At 41.2% G+C, this 18,455-nt stretch carries 18 protein-coding genes; 12 read left to right on the forward strand and 6 right to left on the reverse strand.

Annotation, left to right across the window (positions count from 1 at the left end; genetic code table 11):
* The first annotated feature begins 32 nt into the window (after positions 1-32).
* The 8 genes from J2S78_RS14535 to gatB all read left to right on the forward strand — a co-directional run bounded on the left by J2S78_RS14535 (position 33) and on the right by gatB (position 10,165).
* Positions 33-347 carry a YerC/YecD family TrpR-related protein gene (locus tag J2S78_RS14535; RefSeq protein WP_306899729.1) on the forward strand — a complete coding sequence of 105 codons (315 nt, stop codon included), beginning with the start codon at positions 33-35 and terminating at the stop codon, positions 345-347.
* 174 nt (positions 348-521) lie between these two features.
* Complete coding sequence (gene pcrB / locus J2S78_RS14540; protein ID WP_306899730.1) at positions 522-1,235, forward strand: heptaprenylglyceryl phosphate synthase; 714 nt, start codon at positions 522-524, stop codon at positions 1,233-1,235.
* 62 nt (positions 1,236-1,297) lie between these two features.
* Positions 1,298-3,514, forward strand: a complete 2,217-nt coding sequence (pcrA, locus tag J2S78_RS14545) for a DNA helicase PcrA (RefSeq protein WP_306900267.1) — start codon at positions 1,298-1,300, stop codon at positions 3,512-3,514.
* A gap of 25 nt (positions 3,515-3,539) precedes the next feature.
* A complete protein-coding gene (ligA, locus tag J2S78_RS14550; protein ID WP_306900269.1) occupies positions 3,540-5,543 on the forward strand; it encodes an NAD-dependent DNA ligase LigA in 2,004 nt (667 codons plus the stop codon).
* 126 nt (positions 5,544-5,669) lie between these two features.
* Positions 5,670-6,848 (forward strand): CamS family sex pheromone protein, encoded by a 1,179-nt coding sequence (locus J2S78_RS14555; RefSeq protein ID WP_306899732.1) that lies wholly within the window; start codon positions 5,670-5,672, stop codon positions 6,846-6,848.
* A gap of 103 nt (positions 6,849-6,951) precedes the next feature.
* On the forward strand, positions 6,952-7,242 hold the full coding sequence (gene gatC, locus J2S78_RS14560) for an Asp-tRNA(Asn)/Glu-tRNA(Gln) amidotransferase subunit GatC (RefSeq protein ID WP_306899734.1): 291 nt from the start codon (positions 6,952-6,954) through the stop codon (positions 7,240-7,242).
* Between the two features lie 16 nt (positions 7,243-7,258).
* Entirely contained in the window at positions 7,259-8,716 is a 1,458-nt protein-coding gene (gene gatA / locus J2S78_RS14565) for an Asp-tRNA(Asn)/Glu-tRNA(Gln) amidotransferase subunit GatA (RefSeq protein ID WP_306899736.1), read from the forward strand.
* 15 nt (positions 8,717-8,731) lie between these two features.
* Positions 8,732-10,165 (forward strand): Asp-tRNA(Asn)/Glu-tRNA(Gln) amidotransferase subunit GatB, encoded by a 1,434-nt coding sequence (gatB, locus tag J2S78_RS14570; protein ID WP_306899738.1) that lies wholly within the window; start codon positions 8,732-8,734, stop codon positions 10,163-10,165.
* 122 nt (positions 10,166-10,287) lie between these two features.
* Here the strand turns inward: gatB and J2S78_RS14575 are convergent, their stop codons facing one another.
* Positions 10,288-11,010, reverse strand: coding sequence for a metallophosphoesterase family protein (locus J2S78_RS14575; protein ID WP_306899740.1), 723 nt, complete (start codon positions 11,008-11,010; stop codon positions 10,288-10,290).
* Positions 11,011-11,223: 213 nt separating this feature from the next.
* On the opposite strand from J2S78_RS14575, the gene J2S78_RS14580 reads away from it, so the two are divergent.
* The gene (locus J2S78_RS14580) at positions 11,224-12,111 is read left to right on the forward strand and encodes a diacylglycerol kinase (RefSeq protein ID WP_306900271.1); all 888 of its coding nucleotides are present in this window, start codon (positions 11,224-11,226) and stop codon (positions 12,109-12,111) included.
* Between the two features lie 37 nt (positions 12,112-12,148).
* On the opposite strand, the gene J2S78_RS14585 is transcribed toward J2S78_RS14580, so the two are convergent.
* The 5 genes from J2S78_RS14585 to J2S78_RS14605 form a co-directional block, all read right to left on the reverse strand.
* Complete coding sequence (locus tag J2S78_RS14585; protein ID WP_306899742.1) at positions 12,149-12,796, reverse strand: GNAT family N-acetyltransferase; 648 nt, start codon at positions 12,794-12,796, stop codon at positions 12,149-12,151.
* A complete protein-coding gene (locus J2S78_RS14590; RefSeq protein WP_306899743.1) occupies positions 12,759-13,334 on the reverse strand; it encodes a hypothetical protein in 576 nt (191 codons plus the stop codon). The genes J2S78_RS14585 and J2S78_RS14590 overlap by 38 nt, the downstream gene beginning before the upstream one ends.
* 293 nt (positions 13,335-13,627) lie before the next feature.
* Entirely contained in the window at positions 13,628-13,987 is a 360-nt protein-coding gene (locus J2S78_RS14595) for a DUF779 domain-containing protein (RefSeq protein ID WP_306899745.1), read from the reverse strand.
* Positions 13,988-14,021: 34 nt separating this feature from the next.
* Entirely contained in the window at positions 14,022-15,542 is a 1,521-nt protein-coding gene (gene exaC, locus J2S78_RS14600; RefSeq protein WP_306899747.1) for an acetaldehyde dehydrogenase ExaC, read from the reverse strand.
* 151 nt (positions 15,543-15,693) lie between these two features.
* Positions 15,694-16,653: an aldo/keto reductase family protein gene (locus J2S78_RS14605; RefSeq protein WP_306899749.1), complete on the reverse strand. Its 960-nt coding sequence runs from the start codon at positions 16,651-16,653 to the stop codon at positions 15,694-15,696.
* A gap of 106 nt (positions 16,654-16,759) precedes the next feature.
* Between J2S78_RS14605 and J2S78_RS14610 the strand changes: the two genes are divergently transcribed.
* The 3 genes from J2S78_RS14610 to J2S78_RS14620 are packed head-to-tail and all read left to right on the forward strand — an operon-like array spanning position 16,760 to position 18,349.
* On the forward strand, positions 16,760-17,257 hold the full coding sequence (locus J2S78_RS14610) for a GNAT family N-acetyltransferase (protein WP_306899750.1): 498 nt from the start codon (positions 16,760-16,762) through the stop codon (positions 17,255-17,257).
* Positions 17,258-17,295: 38 nt separating this feature from the next.
* Positions 17,296-17,433: a hypothetical protein gene (locus J2S78_RS14615; protein WP_306899753.1), complete on the forward strand. Its 138-nt coding sequence runs from the start codon at positions 17,296-17,298 to the stop codon at positions 17,431-17,433.
* The gene (locus J2S78_RS14620; protein WP_306899755.1) at positions 17,411-18,349 is read left to right on the forward strand and encodes a nuclease-related domain-containing protein; all 939 of its coding nucleotides are present in this window, start codon (positions 17,411-17,413) and stop codon (positions 18,347-18,349) included. The genes J2S78_RS14615 and J2S78_RS14620 overlap by 23 nt, the downstream gene beginning before the upstream one ends.
* Positions 18,350-18,455 lie beyond the last annotated feature (106 nt).

Consider the following 18,455-nt stretch of genomic DNA (forward strand, 5'->3'; position numbering starts at 1 on the left):
ACAAGTTTCGCAAAAAAAGAGGTGTTAACGCATTGCAAATTGATAAATTAAGAGGCAAGGAATTGGACCAGTTATTTCAAGCCATTTTGTCCCTTCGTGATGTAGAAGAGTGCTATGAATTTTTTGATGATCTTTGCACTATTAATGAGATTCAATCACTAGCTCAACGTTTAGATGTAGCACGGATGCTGCAATATGGTCATACTTACCATAAAATCGAAACGGAAACAGGGGCAAGTACTGCCACTATTTCTAGAGTGAAGCGTTGTCTGAATTACGGCAACGACAGTTATCAAATGACCCTTGATCGCGTGAGGGAAAGCAACAAACAAGAAACGCAAGAGTAAAGAAAAAACTGTCTTTTTTAGGCGCGTATTGTGCTTGAAAAGGCAGCTTTTTTCATGCTGAAGACTGTTTTTAAGAAGATGGGCTGTTTTTTTATGGAATTTTGAGGCTCAAGTGGGTTTTTGCTATAATTAGGTGTCGGAAAGTAATGAAGAATGAATAGTGGAGGAGCAGAAATGCTTTTATATACAGAATGGCAGCATGCATTTAAACTTGATCCCGCAAAAGACATAGATGACGAATCATTGGAGACGATTTGTGATTCTGGGACAGATGCGATTATTATCGGGGGTAGTGATGGTGTGACTTTGGATAATACGCTTGCCTTATTGTCACGAGTGCGCCGGCATTCGGTTGCTTGTGCACTTGAAATTTCTACCCTTGAGTCGATTACACCAGGGTTTGATTATTTTCTCATACCGACTGTTCTAAATGCAGGGGATTCCCGCTGGATCACAGGAATGCACCAACAAGCATTAAAAGAGTACGGAACCATGATGGATTGGGAAGAGATAATTACAGAAGGCTATTGCGTATTAAATAAGGACGCTAAAGTCGCTTCGTTAACGGATGCCGATACGTCGTTTGACGTGGAAGATGTAAAAGCGAGTGCTTTACTTGCTGACCGCTTGTTTCATTTGCCTGTTTTTTATTTAGAATACAGTGGAACTTACGGTGACCCCGAGATGGTAAAAGCTGCAGCAGATACATTGCAACAGGCAAGATTGTTTTACGGCGGCGGCATACAAAATGCAGAGCAGGCAGCCGAAATGAGTAAAATAGCGGACACAATCATTGTCGGAAACATCGTTTATGATGATTTAAAAGCAGCGCTGTCGACGGTGAATGCTGTTAAAAACAGTAGCCAAGACAAAACAAATAACGTATAATGACAATATCGAACATACGTTTCTAGGTGGTGGAAGCATTGCAAAAACAAATTGTTGAAAAAATGCTTAATGGGATGAATCCTGAACAAAAAGAGGCTGTACAACATACAGAAGGCCCGTTATTAGTAATGGCTGGGGCCGGCAGCGGAAAAACAAGAGTGTTGACGCACCGAATTGCATACTTAATACGAGAAAAGGGGATTCCTCCTTATTCAATTCTTGCGATCACGTTTACGAATAAGGCTGCCCGAGAAATGAAAGACCGCGTGTCAGAATTGGTAGGTCCGGTTGCTCAAGATATTTGGATGTCTACGTTTCACTCTATGTGTGTAAGAATTTTAAGAAGAGACATCGACCGGATTGGGTATAATCGTAATTTTTCGATACTCGATAGCTCGGATCAGCAATCTGTAATCAGACAGATTTTGAAGGATCAAAATATTGATTCCAAGAAGTTCGACGCGCGTGGCATTTTAGGTATGATTTCTTCTGCCAAAAATGTGCTGGAACCTCCAGAAAAATTTATAGAGAGAGCGGAAGGTCCGTTTGAAGAAACGGCCGCAGACGTATATAAAGAATATCAACGACGTCTTCGTTCAAATCATGCGTTGGATTTTGACGATCTTATTATGATGACAATCCGTTTGTTCCGTCAGGTTCCTGAAGTCCTTGCGTTTTATCAGCGTAAATTTCAATATATTCATGTAGATGAATATCAGGATACAAACAGGGCTCAATATACACTCGTTAAACTGCTGGCTGATAGTCACCGTAACCTTTGTGTCGTAGGTGATTCAGACCAGTCTATCTATAAATGGCGCGGAGCAGATATTGAGAATATTTTATCGTTTGAAAAAGATTATGAAGAAGCGCAAACGATTTTACTAGAACAAAATTATCGTTCCACCCAGACGATTTTGAAGGCTGCTAATGAAGTCATCCAGAATAATCTCGGGCGTAAGCCGAAAAAATTATGGACAGATAATGAAGAAGGAAAAAATATTCACTATTTCAGATCAGCGGATGAACGAGATGAAGCGGTTTATATTGTTGAAAGGATAAAAGAAGCCGTGCAAAGTGGAACGTTTGATTACTCGGATATTGCTATTTTGTATCGTACAAATGCACAATCCCGTATCATTGAGGAAATGTTTTTAAAATCAAACATTAACTACAATATGATCGGCGGAACAAAGTTCTATGATCGAAAAGAAATTAAAGACGTTCTGGCATACTTACGATTGGTCGCCAATCCCGATGATGACATCAGTTTAACCCGGATTATTAATGTCCCAAAACGAGGAATTGGTGCGACTACGGTGGATAAGATAGCGAATTACGCTAATGCACAAGACATTTCCATGTTCACAGCACTTCAAGAAGCAGAACAAATCGGCCTTGGCGCAAGTCCTACAAAAAAACTGCGCTCGTTTGCTGAACAGCTTGGACATTGGATTCAGATGCAGGAATATCTATCCGTTACCGAGCTTGTGGAAGAGTTATTGGAAAAGACGGGGTATCGTGATGCGTTAAAAGAAGATAAATCGTTGGAGTCTCAAAGCAGGCTTGAAAATATTGATGAATTTATGTCGGTGACACAGGATTTTGAAAAGAAAAATGACGATGTTTCCTTAATCGCATTTTTAACTGACTTAGCACTCGTTGCCGATATGAATCAGTCTGATGAAGAGGAAGAAGAAAGTGCTGTTATTATGATGACACTGCATTCAGCAAAAGGTCTGGAATTTCCGGTTGTCTTTTTAACCGGGATGGAAGAAGGTATCTTCCCGCATAGTCGTTCCTTGTTTGAAAATGAAGAAATGGAAGAAGAGCGGCGTCTGGCTTACGTAGGAATTACAAGAGCCGAACAGGAGTTGCACCTTACACACTCTTATATGCGCCAGTTATATGGTCGAACCCAGGTAAATCCAATGTCTCGTTTTATTGAAGAACTGCCAAAAGAGGTCATCGATAAGGATGATGATGAAACACCGGATTGGATGAAAAATAATGGAGGGACAAGCCAGAAAATATCTCCATTTGAACAAAAACGACAAGCAGCCGTCTCTCCGTCGAGAGGACGGACGATTTCCACTTCACACGGAGGCAGTAATTTTGACTGGCAAGTTGGCGATAAAGCAGAACATAAGAAGTGGGGAACAGGAACGGTTGTAAGTCTTAAAGGCGAAGGAGAAGAAATCGAACTTGATATTGCTTTTCCAACCGAAGGAATCAAACGGTTGTACGCTAAGTTTGCGCCAATTACGAAAGTACAATGAATGACGCAGAAGGGACGAAAAGGTGATGGATCAAGCGGAAGCACAGAAACGGGCACAAAAACTTCGTGATCTTTTAGACAAGTACGGCTACCATTATTATGTTATGGACGACCCGATTGTGCCGGATTCAGAGTATGATGAAAAGCTGCAGGAATTAGTCAAGCTAGAACAAGATTTCGAGGAACTGCAAACCAGTGATTCTCCGACACAACGTATTGGCGGCGCACCGCTGGATGCTTTTGTCAAAGTACAGCATGAGATTCCAATGATGAGTCTTGGTAACGCTTTTCATGATCAAGATCTTCGCGACTTCGATCGACGTGTAAGACAAGGGTTAAGCGAAAGTATTGATTATGTTTGTGAACTGAAAATTGATGGGTTGGCGGTCTCTTTGACGTATGAAAATGGACGATTTGTTCGAGGGGCAACACGTGGTGATGGTACAACGGGTGAAGACATTACTAGTAATTTAAAAACGGTCGGATCGATTCCGCTTCGATTAAATGAACCTGTGAACCTTGAAGTGCGCGGTGAAGTATTTATGCCTAAGCGTTCTTTTGAGCGGTTGAATGAACAGAAAGAAAAAGCAGGAGAATCGGTGTTTGCTAACCCGAGGAATGCAGCAGCTGGTTCGTTAAGGCAGCTTGATCCGAAAATAGCAGCTAATAGAAATCTCGATATTTTTCTTTACGCCATTGGGAATGATTACGAGATGAAAACCCAAACCCATTATGAAGCAATTCAATACATGAAACGATTAGGTTTTAAAACAAACCCAGAAAGTAAGCATTGTGAAGATATAGAGGCAGTCATTGAGTTTGTGAACAGTTGGGTGGAACGGCGTGATGAGCTTAATTATGAAATAGATGGCATTGTCGTTAAAGTAAATCATTTGGAGCAACAGGAACAGCTGGGGTTCACTGCCAAAAGTCCGCGTTGGGCCATTGCTTACAAGTTCCCTGCCGAAGAAAAAATCACGACTCTAGAAGGAATTATGCTGTCTGTCGGCCGGACAGGGGCGGTGACACCAACCGCTAAATTAAAGCCAGTACAAGTGGCAGGAACTGTTGTGCAGCGTGCTTCTCTTCATAATGAAGATTTAATCCGAGAAAAAGATATTAAGATTGGTGACCAAGTTGTTATAAAAAAAGCAGGGGACATTATACCAGAAGTAGTTAGAGTGTTGGAGGAACTTCGGGATGGAAGTGAAGAACAATTTGACATGCCGAGCACGTGCCCTGCTTGTGAGAGTGAACTGGTTCATTTGGAAGAAGAAGTCGCCCTGCGTTGTATAAACCCGCAGTGTCCCGCTCAAATTCAAGAGGAGCTCATTCACTTTGTGTCCCGCAATGCAATGAATATTGATGGATTAGGGGAAAAAGTCATTCAACAATTATTCACTCATCAATTAGTTTCGGGAATCGCAGACTTGTATAAATTAGAAAAAGACGAATTATTAAAGTTGGAACGAATGGGCGAAAAATCGGTACAAAACCTCTTGTCAGCTATTGAAGTTTCAAAAGCTAACTCACTGGAAAAACTTGTGTTTGGACTAGGTATTCGATTTGTAGGAGCAAAGGCAGCACGCACATTGGCAGAACATTTTGAGACAATGGAAAGCTTGCGTCGTGCGAGTCGTGACGATTTGCTTGCTATTTATGAAATTGGGGATAAAATGGCAGACGCTATCGTCCGTTATTTTGAATTACCTGAAGCAAATGCACTCCTTGATGAGTTAAAAGAGCTCGGATTAAATATGACGTATAAGGGGCCAAAGAAACAAGAAGCCGTCTCTGATACTGCGCTTAGTGATAAAACCGTTGTATTAACCGGGACATTAGAGAGAGTGACGAGAAATGAAGCAAAAGAATTAATTGAATCTCTCGGTGGGAAAGTGACGGGAAGTGTTAGTAAAAATACAGATGTTCTGGTAGCAGGGGCTGATGCAGGTTCAAAGTTAACCAAAGCAGAACAACTCGGCATAGAAATATGGGATGAGGATCAGTTTTTAGATAAAACAGCGACTTAGCTTTTTAAAGTAAAATTCTTCTTTTTGCCCTTGTGAATACCTAATGAACATTCTATGATGGTACAAGGATTATTAGTAAAAAGAATGAAACATAGAAATTCTCTTGGGAAACGAGGAGATGGAATAATGCGGAGGAAAACGGGCGTCTTGGCTATGTCCTCTTTTATATTGTTGGCAGGCTGTATTCCAGGTATGGAGCGAGAAGAAGATGGAGTGGACATTGAACAAGAGGAAGATGCAACGGAAGACTCAGAAGTGGAAGTAAGTCCTGAGATACCTAGTTTAGATAATTACTATAGAAGTGTTTTGCAAGATGGCAAATACATTAGCGGGGCTGCAAGAGAATTCCATAGAGATGTTGTGTACAATAGAATGGATTTAGAACGTGTTGAGGTTGGCATGCAAGAACTTGCTTCGGAAGAATTTAATCAAGACGATTATTTTTTCCGGGAAGGTCAGTTCATCGACAGTTCTGAACTTAATAGCTGGGTTATGAGAAGAAATGAAGAAGACAATCCACTCGGACTTAACCCGCCTTTAGGTGAAGGGGAAAGCTTTGAGGAACGTGAAAGCTCACAACCAAGAGTGCTTTCTAATATTATTGAACACAACTATGTAGTGGAAAATAATGAAGGGAATCTCCAAGTCGGCGGTATCGTAATTGGTTTGTCGATGAATAGCATTTATTACTTTCGAGAAGAAAATGAAGATGGAACATACGAAGCTTGGCAGGATAAAGAAATTGATAAAGAGACCAGTTTAGAAGAAGCGCAAGACATTGCATCGCAAATCGTAGAAAGACTTCGTAGTGAAGATCGGGATAATGGAGCGTTGGAAAATGTTCCTATTATGTTTGCGGTCTACCGTGAGGCTGCAAGAGACTCTAGCTTACCGGGTGACTTTATTGCGACAGGCACTGCTCAGCCAGGTGAAGATGTGAATAACTGGGATAACTTGAATGAAACACACTACTTGTTCCCATCAAGTACCGCTAACGAAGAACAAAGAGAAGATGCAGAAGCTTTTAACCAGTTTCGGGATGAAGTTAATAATTTCTTCGAAAACTTTGTTGGAGTTGTCGGAAAAGGTTATTATCAAAACGGAGAAATGAGGGAACTTTCAATAGAGGTACCGATAACATTTTATAGTGAAACAGAAGTTATTGCGTTTACTCAACACGTAACAGACAAAGTAGAACAGCGTTTTCCAGATATTAGCGTAGAAGTAGAGATAACATCATCTAATGGAGCAGAAGCGTTAGTTGTGAAAGAACCTGGTGACGACCCGTTCATTCACGTGTATTAAAAATTGGAGAATGGGATGGAGCCGAGACGCTGATGCGTTGCCCCATTCCCCCTTATTTGGTATCATCTAAGTATTGCAAATGTATAGTTGGAGGTGACTCGGAATGGAACGTATTTCAAAAGATCAAGTGAGACATGTTGCGCATCTAGCACGCTTGTCTGTAACAGAAGACGAAGTGGATACTTTTACGGAACAATTGGATGCCATCATTGGTTTCGCTGAACAATTAAATGAACTAGATACAGAAAATGTAGAAGCGACGACACACGTATTAGATATTCATAATGTCTTGCGCGAAGATGAAGAACGTCCATCATTAACTCGGGAGGAAGCGTTGAAGAACGCACCAGACCAAGAAGACGGACAAGTGAAAGTACCATCTGTTTTAGAGTAAAGGAGGGAAATAGTAAATGTCGATACTTGAAGAAAGCTTTTCATCGATACATAAAAAGCTGCACAATAAAGAATTGAAAGTTTCAGAAGTAGTAGATGCATCCTTTAAACGTATTAAAGAAGTAGATAATCAAGTCCAAGCATTTCTAACATTGGATGAAGAAAATGCAAGACAACAGGCGGAGAAATTAGACGAAGCCCTCGCCAACGAAAACACACGAGGATTATTGTTCGGACTACCCGCCGGTATCAAAGACAACATTATAACCAATGGACTACGCACAACTTGTGCAAGCCAATTACTTGCTAACTTTGAGCCTGTCCATAACGCAAATGTCATGGACGGCCTTGAAAAAGCTGAATCGGTTACCATCGGAAAACTCAATATGGACGAATTTGCGATGGGGTCTTCTAACGAAAATTCAGGATTTCAAACAACACGCAATCCATGGAATACAGAATATGTTCCTGGAGGTTCAAGTGGTGGCGCAGCAGCAGCTGTTGCTGCGGGAGAAGTTAGTTTTTCCCTTGGCTCTGACACTGGTGGATCAATCCGGCAGCCAGCTTCCTATTGTGGAGTAGTAGGGTTGAAGCCAACCTACGGAAGAGTTTCCCGCTATGGTTTGGTAGCCTTTGCTTCTTCTTTGGATCAAATTGGACCGCTCACACAAACAGTAGAAGATAATGCACTTGTCCTCGGACAAATTGCAGGTCATTCTAAGAGTGACTCCACGTCCGCTGACGTTCCTGTATCAGATTATCTTTCTTCCCTTACAGGCGATGTTAAAGGGATGAAAATAGCTGTCCCAAAGGAATATCTCGGAGAAGGTGTTAGTGAAGACGTAAGAAATCGTGTTCTTGAAGCGTTAAAAGTATTGGAAGAGCAAGGGGCAAGTTGGGAAGAAGTATCCCTTCCGCATTCGCAATACGCGGTAGCAGCTTATTATCTATTGGCTTCTTCTGAAGCGTCTGCTAACCTGGCACGATTTGATGGTGTCCGTTATGGTGTACGCGCTGAACAGGCAGACAACTTAATTGACATGTACAAGCATACACGCAGTCAAGGCTTTGGGGATGAAGTGAAACGCCGGATTATGCTTGGAACCTTTGCGCTCAGTTCCGGTTATTACGACGCTTATTACAAAAAAGCACAAAAGGTAAGAACTTTAATTAAACAAGACTTCGATAATATTTTGAAAGACTATGATGTCATCGTTGGACCAACTGCTCCGACAACGGCCTTTAAGGTAGGAGAAAAAGTGAACGATCCGTTAACGATGTATGCGAACGATATTCTAACGATTCCTGTAAACTTAGCTGGCGTACCAGCGATTTCAGTTCCATGCGGATTTTCAGGCGGATTGCCGGTTGGACTTCAAATTATCTCAAGACCGTTCGAAGAAGGAACGGTGTATCGCGCAGCTCATGCATATGAACAAGCGACAAATCATAACAAGACTAAGCCGGAATTGTAAGGGGGGAAAACGAAGATGAAATTTGATACAGTCATTGGACTTGAAGTTCACTCTGAATTAAAAACAAACACGAAAATCTTTTGTAATTGCTCCACCGAATTCGGCGCACCACCGAATACGCATACTTGTCCCGTGTGTCTCGGTCATCCTGGCGTGTTGCCTGTTTTAAATAAACGCGCGGTGGAATATGCTATGAAAGCAGCACTTGCGTTGAATTGTGAGGTTGCGGAGGAAACAAAGTTTGATCGGAAAAACTATTTCTATCCTGATAATCCGAAAGCATACCAAATTTCCCAGTTTGATAAACCAATCGGGGAAAACGGATATCTTGAAATTGAAGTAGAAGGATACAAAAAGAAAATCGGTATTACCCGAATTCATATGGAAGAAGACGCAGGAAAGTTAACACATGACGATTTTGACGATCACAGTCTTGTGGATTTTAACAGAGTCGGGACACCATTAATTGAAATTGTATCCGAACCGGATATTGAAACACCGGAAGAAGCGTATGCGTATTTAGAGAAATTGAAGGCTATTTTACAATATACCGAGGTTTCTGATTGTAAAATGGAAGAAGGATCACTCCGTTGTGATGCAAATATTTCTCTAAAACCGGCTGGACAAGAAGAGTTTGGAACAAAAACCGAGTTGAAAAACCTTAACTCCTTTACAAACGTCCAAAAAGGTCTAGCGTTTGAAGAAAAACGTCAAGAGCAAGAATTGTTATCTGGTGGAGAAATTCTGCAGGAAACAAGACGCTGGGATGATGCGAAAAAAGAAACAACATTAATGCGCGTCAAAGAAGGATCTGACGATTACCGTTACTTCCCAGAACCGGACCTTGTTTCTCTTTATATTGATAAAGACTGGGAGCAGAAAATCAAAGCCGATATTCCAGAACTCCCGGATGAGAGAAAAGCAAGATATATTCAAGAATTCGATCTCCCGGAATATGATGCTGGTGTTATGACACAATCGAAGAATATGGCCGATTTCTTCCAGGAGACAATTAATCAAGGAGCAGATCCAAAGCAAGCTGCTAACTGGTTAATGGGGGATGTGAACGGATATCTGAATTCGAACGATCTAGAACTTGCAGATACAGCTCTCACCCCTGAAGGTTTAGCGACATTGATTAGTCTCATTGAAAAAGGAACCATATCCAGTAAGATTGCCAAAACAGTATTCACGGATTTGATTGAACAAGGCGGCGACCCTGAACAGATTGTAAAAGACAAAGGGCTTGTTCAGATTTCCGATGAAGGGGAACTGAAGCAAATTGTCGATACAATTCTTGAAAATAATCCTCAATCCATTGAAGATTATAATAATGGAAAAGACAAAGCACTTGGTTTCCTTGTCGGGCAAGTGATGAAAGAGACAAAAGGAAAAGCGAATCCACAACTAGTGAATAAACTGATATTAGAAGGCATTGAAGCGAAATAAAGAAAATAAAAAAACAGTCCCCTCTATAGCTGAAGGGGATTGTTTTGTTTTCTGAGGGATAAATGTTTGTGGTGAAGGACGTTAGGATATGTTCCTGCTAATTTTGTCGTCCGCGCTCCGCGTTATTCTACTTCTACTGGTACAGAAACCGTGCTATACGCTGCGTCTTCATAAATCAACGCATTTAGTTGCTTTTGAAATCCAGCTCCTCCGTCGATTCCAATTTTGTCTGATTGAAACCAAACACTAGCATCCTCATGAAGCGTGAGCGTCGGGGTATGGCCGAAAACAACCGTTTTATCGACAGAGTGATTTGATTCGAGAAAAGGAGAACGTATCCACACAAAAGTATGTTCAGATGCTTGTTTCCAGTTTTCTAAAAAAGGATCGATACCTGCGTGAACGAGGATGTGATCTGTGGTCTCTTCATATAACTGTAGGTTTTTGATGAATTCTAAATGATCTGGATAATCCCGCCGGATGGCATGTTCGATTTCATCAAATGGACTTGAAATCAAATCATCGCCAACATAACTTTTTAATGTTTCCCTTCCCCCGTTTTCAAACCAGAGCCCTACATTACTTTTATCTTCATTTTCAAAAGCATCAAGCATCATGGCTTCATGATTTCCTTTTAAAAAAGTAATATTAGAACCGGCCGTTTCTTTTAATTCTAATAAATACTCGATAACCTCATTTGATTGCGGTCCCCGGTCAATATAGTCTCCCAACAAATATAAAACGTCCTCTGCTGGTTGGTAATCCAGCTTTGCTAATAGGGAAGTAAACGCTTCAAACTGACCGTGTATATCTGAAATAAAAATCTCGCGTGCGATACTTCTCACCTCATTCACATAGTTTATCTATCAGTATTCATTCCCATAATGTCCCAAGTGAAAACTAAAAAAATCGACATCTCAGTAATAGGAGGTTGTGTGGTTGAACAAGCTTGGAAGTTTGGGCGTTTAGTTGATAATTATGATGAGTCACTCCTCGCCAGTTCGTCGATTTTGGTGTACGATAGAGGTAAGATTAATTTTCGAAATGGGAGAACATTTATGGAACGAGCACGAGTAATCTACAATCCTACTTCTGGCAGAGAGCACATGAAAAAGCAATTGCCATATGTCCTTGACAGATTGGAAACAGAAGGATATGAAACATCAGCTCATATGACAAAAGGGGAAGAGGATGCTAAAGAGGAAGCACGAAGAGCCGGACGAGCTGGTTTTGACGTTGTCATTGCAGCTGGAGGAGACGGAACCATATTTGAAGTCGTCAATGGCTTGGCGGAACTAGAACATAGACCGAAGCTTGGTCTTATTCCAGCTGGCACGACAAACGACTTGGCACGAGCGCTTGGGATAGATGGAAGTAATATAGAATCAGTCTGTGATGTCATATGTTCGAATAATGTTCAACCTGTTGATATTGGAAAAGTGAATAATCAGTATTTTATCAATATTGCAGCGGGAGGAAAGTTAACCGAACTTACATATGATACCCCAAGTAAATTAAAAACGATGTTAGGTCAGTTTGCTTACTATGTGAAAGGCTTTGAAAAGCTTCGTTTCCTAAAACCGAAATATGCACGAATTGAATATGACGGCAAATTATTTGAAGGCGAAATTATGATGTTTTTGATTTCTAACACTAATTCTGTCGGAGGATTTGAAAAGCTGTTACCTAATGCTAGTTTTGACGACGGAATGTTCGATATGATTGTGATTAAAAAAACGAATATCCCTGAGTTGATTCGTATCGGCAGTCAAGCCTTAAATGGAGAGCACCTGCATCATAATAAAATAATGTATATGCAGGCCAATCGTATAAAGATTGAAGTAGAAGAAGATATGGAGCTTAATTTAGACGGGGAATATGGAGGTAATTTACCGGCAGAGTTTGTTAACCTTTACCACCATGTGCAAATGTTCTGTCCATCCTAAAAAAAGGCCGATTCTCTTGATGAGAGATTCGGCCCTTTTATGCTTCGTTTTTTAATAAGGAATACAATAAAATATTTTGGCGTTCCCCTTTTACAAGCATCCGCCCTCGTAATGTTCCTTCATGGGACATCCCGATTTTTTCCATAACTCGGGTAGAATTAGTGTTCGTTTCATAACAACGGGCTTCGATTCGAAACAAGTCCATCTTATCAAAGCCAAACTGCACTAATCTTTCCGCCGCCTCTGGAATGAAGCCATGCCCCCAGTAATCAGGAGTTAACACATAACCTAACTCTGCCACACTGTGCTCCTTGTCCCACCACACAAAATCAATTGTTCCAATAAGTCGCCCGGACGATTTTTCTTCAATCGCAAAAGGAGCAACCTCGCCTCTCTCATACTTTTCATACGATATATTAAGAAATTGCTGCGTGTCCTGGGTAGATTGATGAGTGTCCCACAACACGAAGCGGCTTACTTCCGTTCTCGATGCATAATCGAATACAGCATGTAAATCATCTTGTTGAAGCTTCCTGAGAAGTAAGCGCTTTGTTTGAAGTTCAGGAAAAGGATAAAAAGGATTTGTTGGTTTCACTGTCATATGAGCGCCTTTCTGAGTCCAAATAAACGGATTAGTATCTATTAATTTAGTTGCTGCGTTCGTAAGTCCCCGTACTGCCGTCAAAAGATTCTTCCCATTCATAGGAATTGCTGTCTTCCCCTTCATTGTCATATGTACTATCAAACTTTTCCCCAAATTGACTCCACTTATCGTCAAAAGAAGAGGATTCCTGTTCGACGTCATCGTTACTATATGATTGAGGAGATTCAGGACTTTCTACGTTCATGCCGTTATCGGTTTCGGAATCCTCATTTTCTTCTGGTGAGTTAAAGATAGAGCTCCATAACGGCTGAAATGCACCAAAGTTGTTGATTTCTCCAGAAAGTAACCCGAAACTATTGTTTGTATTGTCAGAGCCGAAAGCAGCCCATTGCTGATCAAAATCATCGAGTCTTTCTTCTTCTGTCCGGTTGTCCTCATTTGCCTGTTCGGCTTCCTCTTGAGCTTCTCCCCAAAGTTCGTCCCAACTTTCATCAGATGTCTCCACTTCTGATTCTTGCTCTGCGTTAGGATTCCAGAAATAATCATTGGGCGAAGCATGGACTTGAAGAGGGAGGGCTAGTAAACCGGCGCCTAGAAAAAAGAAGGTAACTTTTTTCAATGCTTCTTTCCCTCCTACTATGTAGTGCATATTAATATCCTTTTTTTATATTAAAAAGGGACCAAATAACTGTAATGGCTGAAACAACAATGGTACCGATAATAAACCAATGCATAATCGAAACTCCTTTCTAGCAGTATTAAGAATCATACACTTACTATAAACAATAGTATGATTTAGAAAAAAAATCAATAAACAAACAGAGGATATTTCATTTTATTTTTCTCAATATTTATGATGTTATTACAAAAAAGCAGATGCGCCTAAGAGCTCACCTGCTTTTTTGTTTATTTTTATTGTTGAAGGTTGTTCATTTCTTCCTCTGTATACATACGAGAACGCGTCAGAAATCGTTTTCCCTCCGGCCCTTCAAGGGAAAACATTCCACCTCGTCCATCAACGACATCAATGATGAGCTGGGTGTGTTTCCAGTAATCATATTGATCTTTTGACATGTAAAAGGGCATGCCGCCAATATCACCAAGATGGACATCATTTTCACCAACGCGGAATTCTCCATCTTGAAAGCACATAGGAGAACTTCCGTCACAGCATCCGCCTGATTGATGAAACATCAACGGACCATGCTTTTCCTTTAACTGTTCAATAAAGGTGAGAGCAGCGTCGGTGGCTGTTACTTTCTCGACTTTCATGATTTTCTCCCCTTCTTCATTGTATGGTGAAAGGTTAAAAGAAACCGAGTGCGCTGTCGCCGTAACTAACTAAAAGATTTTTCGTTTGTTGATAATGATCTATCATCATTTTATGATTTTCGCGTCCAATCCCTGATTTTTTGTAGCCGCCAAATGCCGCATGGGCTGGATAATCATGATAGCAGTTCGTCCAGACCCGTCCGGCTTGAATTTCTCGACCAAAACGATAAGCAGTGTTCATATCACGTGTCCAAACACCGGCGCCAAGTCCATATAATGTGTCATTAGCAATTGACAATGCTTCCTCATTTGTTTTAAACGTCGTAACAGACAATACAGGCCCGAATATTTCTTCTTGGAAAATGCGCATGTCGTTGGTTCCTTTGAAAATTGTCGGCTGTACGTAATATCCATTAGAGAGGTCGCCATCCATTTTATTTTCAGCACCGCCGGCGAGGACCTCAGCGCCTTCTTGCTTTCCGATATCGAGGTAAGACATAATTTTTTCCATTTGTTCTTGAGAAGCCTGCGCTCCCATCATTGTTTCGGTATCGAGTGGGTGACCGGCTTGTATGGCTTCTACCCGCTGTAACGCTCTTTCCATAAATCGATCGTAAATGGATTCATGAATCAACGCACGTGAGGGGCAGGTGCAGACTTCACCTTGGTTTAAAGCAAACATGGCAAAACCTTCAATTGCTTTGTCGAGAAACTTGTCATCTTCGTTCATAACATCAGCGAAGAAAATGTTCGGTGATTTACCACCGAGCTCCAAAGTAACCGGAATAATATTTTCGGACGCATACTGCATGATAAGCCGGCCTGTCGTTGTTTCTCCCGTGAAAGCAATTTTTGCAATACGACTGTTAGAGGCAAGGGGTTTTCCGGCTTCAACTCCGAACCCATTGACGACATTAAGCACACCGGGAGGAAGAAGATCTTGGATTAATTCCAGCAAAACATGAATGGATGCAGGTGTTTGTTCAGCTGGTTTTAACACGATGCAGTTCCCTGCTGCAAGGGCTGGTGCTACTTTCCACGTTGCCATTAACAGCGGAAAATTCCAAGGAATAATTTGTCCTACGACACCAAGAGGTTCATGAAAATGATAGGCAACTGTATCATCATTAATTTGACTTAATGTTCCTTCTTGGGCACGGATGACACCGGCAAAATAACGAAAATGATCGACGGCGAGCGGAATGTCAGCATTTAAGCATTCTCGTACGGCTTTGCCGTTATCCCATGTTTCAGCAACTGCCAGCATTTCCTTATTTTCTTCTATCCGATCTGCTATTTTATTTAAAATATTGCCGCGTTCGGCAGGAGATGTTCGTCCCCATGCATCTTTCGCCCGTTCTCCTGCATACACAGCCGCATCCACATCGGAGCTGGTTGATCGGGATATTTGGCAAAATACCTTCCCCGTTACAGGCGAAACGTTGTCAAAATATTCTCCGTTCACAGGAGCCTTATACTCCCCGCCTATAAAGTTATCATAACGTTCTTTAAAAGTTACGAGACTTTCAGATGTATTCGGTGCATTATAACGCATGATAGAGTATCCCCTTTCTTTTTGTAGAGAATATAACAAGGTTCATAAAGCAGTTACCTCAAGCCGGGAAGAAATCAGCTCCTTCTCATATTATTTGTAAGCGTTTTCAATAGTATTTTACCATTTATTTCAGCATGGTAAAAGGAGATAATTATTCAAGTTCTGTTAAAATGTCTTCTATTTCATTGAGAATGTCAGTGGTTAACTCTACTTCGGTGGATAGGATATTTTCTTCGAGTTGGGATGGGCGACTGGCCCCAACGATGGCGGAACTCACACCAGGTTGACGAAGAATCCAGGCGAGCGCTAATTGAGATAGTTTGATATTCAATTCGTTGTGCGCTAGTTTTTCAAGACGTGCGACTTGTTCTAAAATAGGTTCTGATAAAAATCCGCTAATAAATTTACTAATGTCTTCGTTTGCTGCACGACTGTCTTTTGGAAATTGTTGACCAGGTTTGTATTTACCGGTAAGGACACCTTGGGCGAGCGGGGAAAAGACAACTTGTCCGATGCCATTTTGTTCGCTGACCGGAAGAACATCCTTTTCAATGTAACGTTTGATCATATTATAAATCGGCTGATTGGAGACCATTTGATTAAGATTTCGTTCCTTGGCAATATGCACCGCATCTGTAATTTGAGCGGCAGACCATTCACTGACGCCGTAATACAGGATTTTTCCTTGTTTAACGAGATCATCGAGTGCCATTAATGTTTCCTCAACAGGTGTTTCTGGATCAAAACGGTGACATTGGTATAAGTCAATATAGTCCACATTGAGACGTTTCAGGCTCGCATTACACTGTTCGATAATATGTTTACGGGATAAACCGCGATCGTTGGGACCGTCACCCATTGGAAAATAAACCTTTGTGGCTAACACATAACTGTCTCGTTGGAAGTCCTGTAACGCTTTTCCGACTACTTTTTCTGCTTCCCCACGGTTGTAAACATTGGCAGTATCAAAAAAATTAATGCCACTATTATAAGCTTTGTGAATAATGTCTACGGCATTATTATCTTCGACAGTAGAGCCATAAGTCAGCCAACTGCCAAGTCCAATCTCGCTGATTTTTACACCACTGTTACCAAGTCTTCGATATTGCATATATGAAAAACCTCCTTCTTTGTTTACTATCATACAGAAAAAGTGTTTTTATTTGAACAATTTTGAATTTTTTCTTATACTGAATGCATAAACGGGAGGTGGTTGGTTGAACTATCCGATTGAAAGACTACATAAATATCATTGGCCTGAAGTGAAGGAAATCTATGAAATGGGAATAGAAACAGAGAATGCTACGTTTGAAACAGAAGCACCGTCTTGGGAAATTTGGTCCGCCACCCATGATTTGGTTTGTCGGCTCGTTGTGATGGATGAAAAAGGAGAGGAAGTTTTAGGTTTCGCTGCGATTTCACCTGTATCTAACCGGGACGTGTATGAAGGAGTAGGGGAGACCAGTATCTACATACGTGGAGATGTTCGCGGGAAAGGTGTGGGCACGGCGTTATTGAGCGAAATGATCCGGGTGACAGAAAATGAAGGGTACTGGATGCTGCAAGCGGGAATTTTTCCCGAAAATCGGACAAGTATTAAAATTCATGAAGCGGCCGGTTTCCGCAAAGTCGGTACGCGTGAACGGATAGGGAAGTTAAACGGTGTTTGGCGGGATGTTGAACTATATGAACGCCGGAGCGAAGTGGTAGGTTAATGATGGGGCTGATGTAGAATAGTAGGGAATCGGCGATTTTGGATGAGAAATCGGCGAATTTAGTAGAAGAATCGGCTAAAAACAATCAACAATCGGCGATAATAGAAAGGAATGTGTCGATTGATTATAAAACCCCGTACGATGCCCCTTATTTTGCAAAAACTAAAAATCCTTGAACGAAGATTGCCTGCTCATCACCCAGCATTCTCAGACATAAAACGGGATGCTGCCCGCTGGACAGCTGGATACAAAGGTGAAAAATCGATTGATTATCCCCTCACATTTCTACCTGCCAAAGATTGTTTCATTCTTCACGATATTCGTCTTTACGATGGCACCCATTTTTTTCAAATGGACACAATAATCCTTTCCCCTGTTTGTCTTTTTATTTTGGAAGTCAAAAATATGGCGGGCACTCTTATATTTGATCCGAATTTCAATCAGTTTATTCGTAAATATGAGGAAAAGGAAGAAGCCTTTCAACATCCACTCATTCAAGTGAACAGGCACCGATCCCAGTTGATGAATTGGCTTGTATCCTACGGTCACGCCCCATTACCGATTGAAACGCTGGTTGTTATAGGTAATACCCATTCAGTGTTAAAAAAAACAAATCGTAACGATACTATCCATGAAAAAGTCGTTCACAGCCCGCTGCTACCAAATAAAATATTTCAACTAATGGATCAATATAAGACAAATAGTGTGGCAAAAGTTCAATTGAAAACAATCTCGGATGCACTAAAACGCAGCCACATGGAATCGAATGAAGATATCCTAAAACGGCACCATATCAAACGTCTGGAAGTTTTATCTGGTGTAATATGTCCTAGTTGTTTCTCACGCCCGATGGAACGCAAACACGGCAGATGGAAATGTTCTCATTGCAACCATTTGTCCAAAACCGCACATCTTGAAGCTCTTGATGACTATTCTCTACTGTTTTCCTCTTTTATCTCCAATCGCCAAGCCCAGCAATTCCTTCATATATCATCGGAAGACGTGACCAAACGCCTGCTCAAATCACTAAACACTACACATAAAGGTGAAAACAGAGGTCGCAAATATCTTATTCCAAGGTATCGCCGATAATTCTGTTATTTTAGCCGATTCTCATGTGAAATTCGCCGATTCCACTACTATTTTAGCCGATTTCTCATCCAAAATCGCCGATACTGAGTTGTTCCAGGTTAAACAG

This window comes from Salibacterium salarium, assembly GCF_030813635.1.
Taxonomy (GTDB): domain Bacteria; phylum Bacillota; class Bacilli; order Bacillales; family Marinococcaceae; genus Salibacterium; species Salibacterium salarium.

What these genes read in the sequence shown, in the direction of transcription:
- gatB (WP_306899738.1), top strand. Translation starts at nt 8,732, where the DNA reads ATGAAATTTGATACAGTCATTGGACTTGAAGTTCACTCTGAATTAAAA.
- gatC (WP_306899734.1), top strand. Translation starts at nt 6,952, where the DNA reads ATGGAACGTATTTCAAAAGATCAAGTGAGACATGTTGCGCATCTAGCA.
- J2S78_RS14580 (WP_306900271.1), top strand. Translation starts at nt 11,224, where the DNA reads ATGGAACGAGCACGAGTAATCTACAATCCTACTTCTGGCAGAGAGCAC.
- ligA (WP_306900269.1), top strand. Translation starts at nt 3,540, where the DNA reads ATGGATCAAGCGGAAGCACAGAAACGGGCACAAAAACTTCGTGATCTT.
- gatA (WP_306899736.1), top strand. Translation starts at nt 7,259, where the DNA reads ATGTCGATACTTGAAGAAAGCTTTTCATCGATACATAAAAAGCTGCAC.
- pcrA (WP_306900267.1), top strand. Translation starts at nt 1,298, where the DNA reads ATGCTTAATGGGATGAATCCTGAACAAAAAGAGGCTGTACAACATACA.
- J2S78_RS14595 (WP_306899745.1), bottom strand. Translation starts at nt 13,987, where the DNA reads ATGAAAGTCGAGAAAGTAACAGCCACCGACGCTGCTCTCACCTTTATT.
- J2S78_RS14555 (WP_306899732.1), top strand. Translation starts at nt 5,670, where the DNA reads ATGCGGAGGAAAACGGGCGTCTTGGCTATGTCCTCTTTTATATTGTTG.
- pcrB (WP_306899730.1), top strand. Translation starts at nt 522, where the DNA reads ATGCTTTTATATACAGAATGGCAGCATGCATTTAAACTTGATCCCGCA.
- J2S78_RS14605 (WP_306899749.1), bottom strand. Translation starts at nt 16,653, where the DNA reads ATGCAATATCGAAGACTTGGTAACAGTGGTGTAAAAATCAGCGAGATT.
- exaC (WP_306899747.1), bottom strand. Translation starts at nt 15,542, where the DNA reads ATGCGTTATAATGCACCGAATACATCTGAAAGTCTCGTAACTTTTAAA.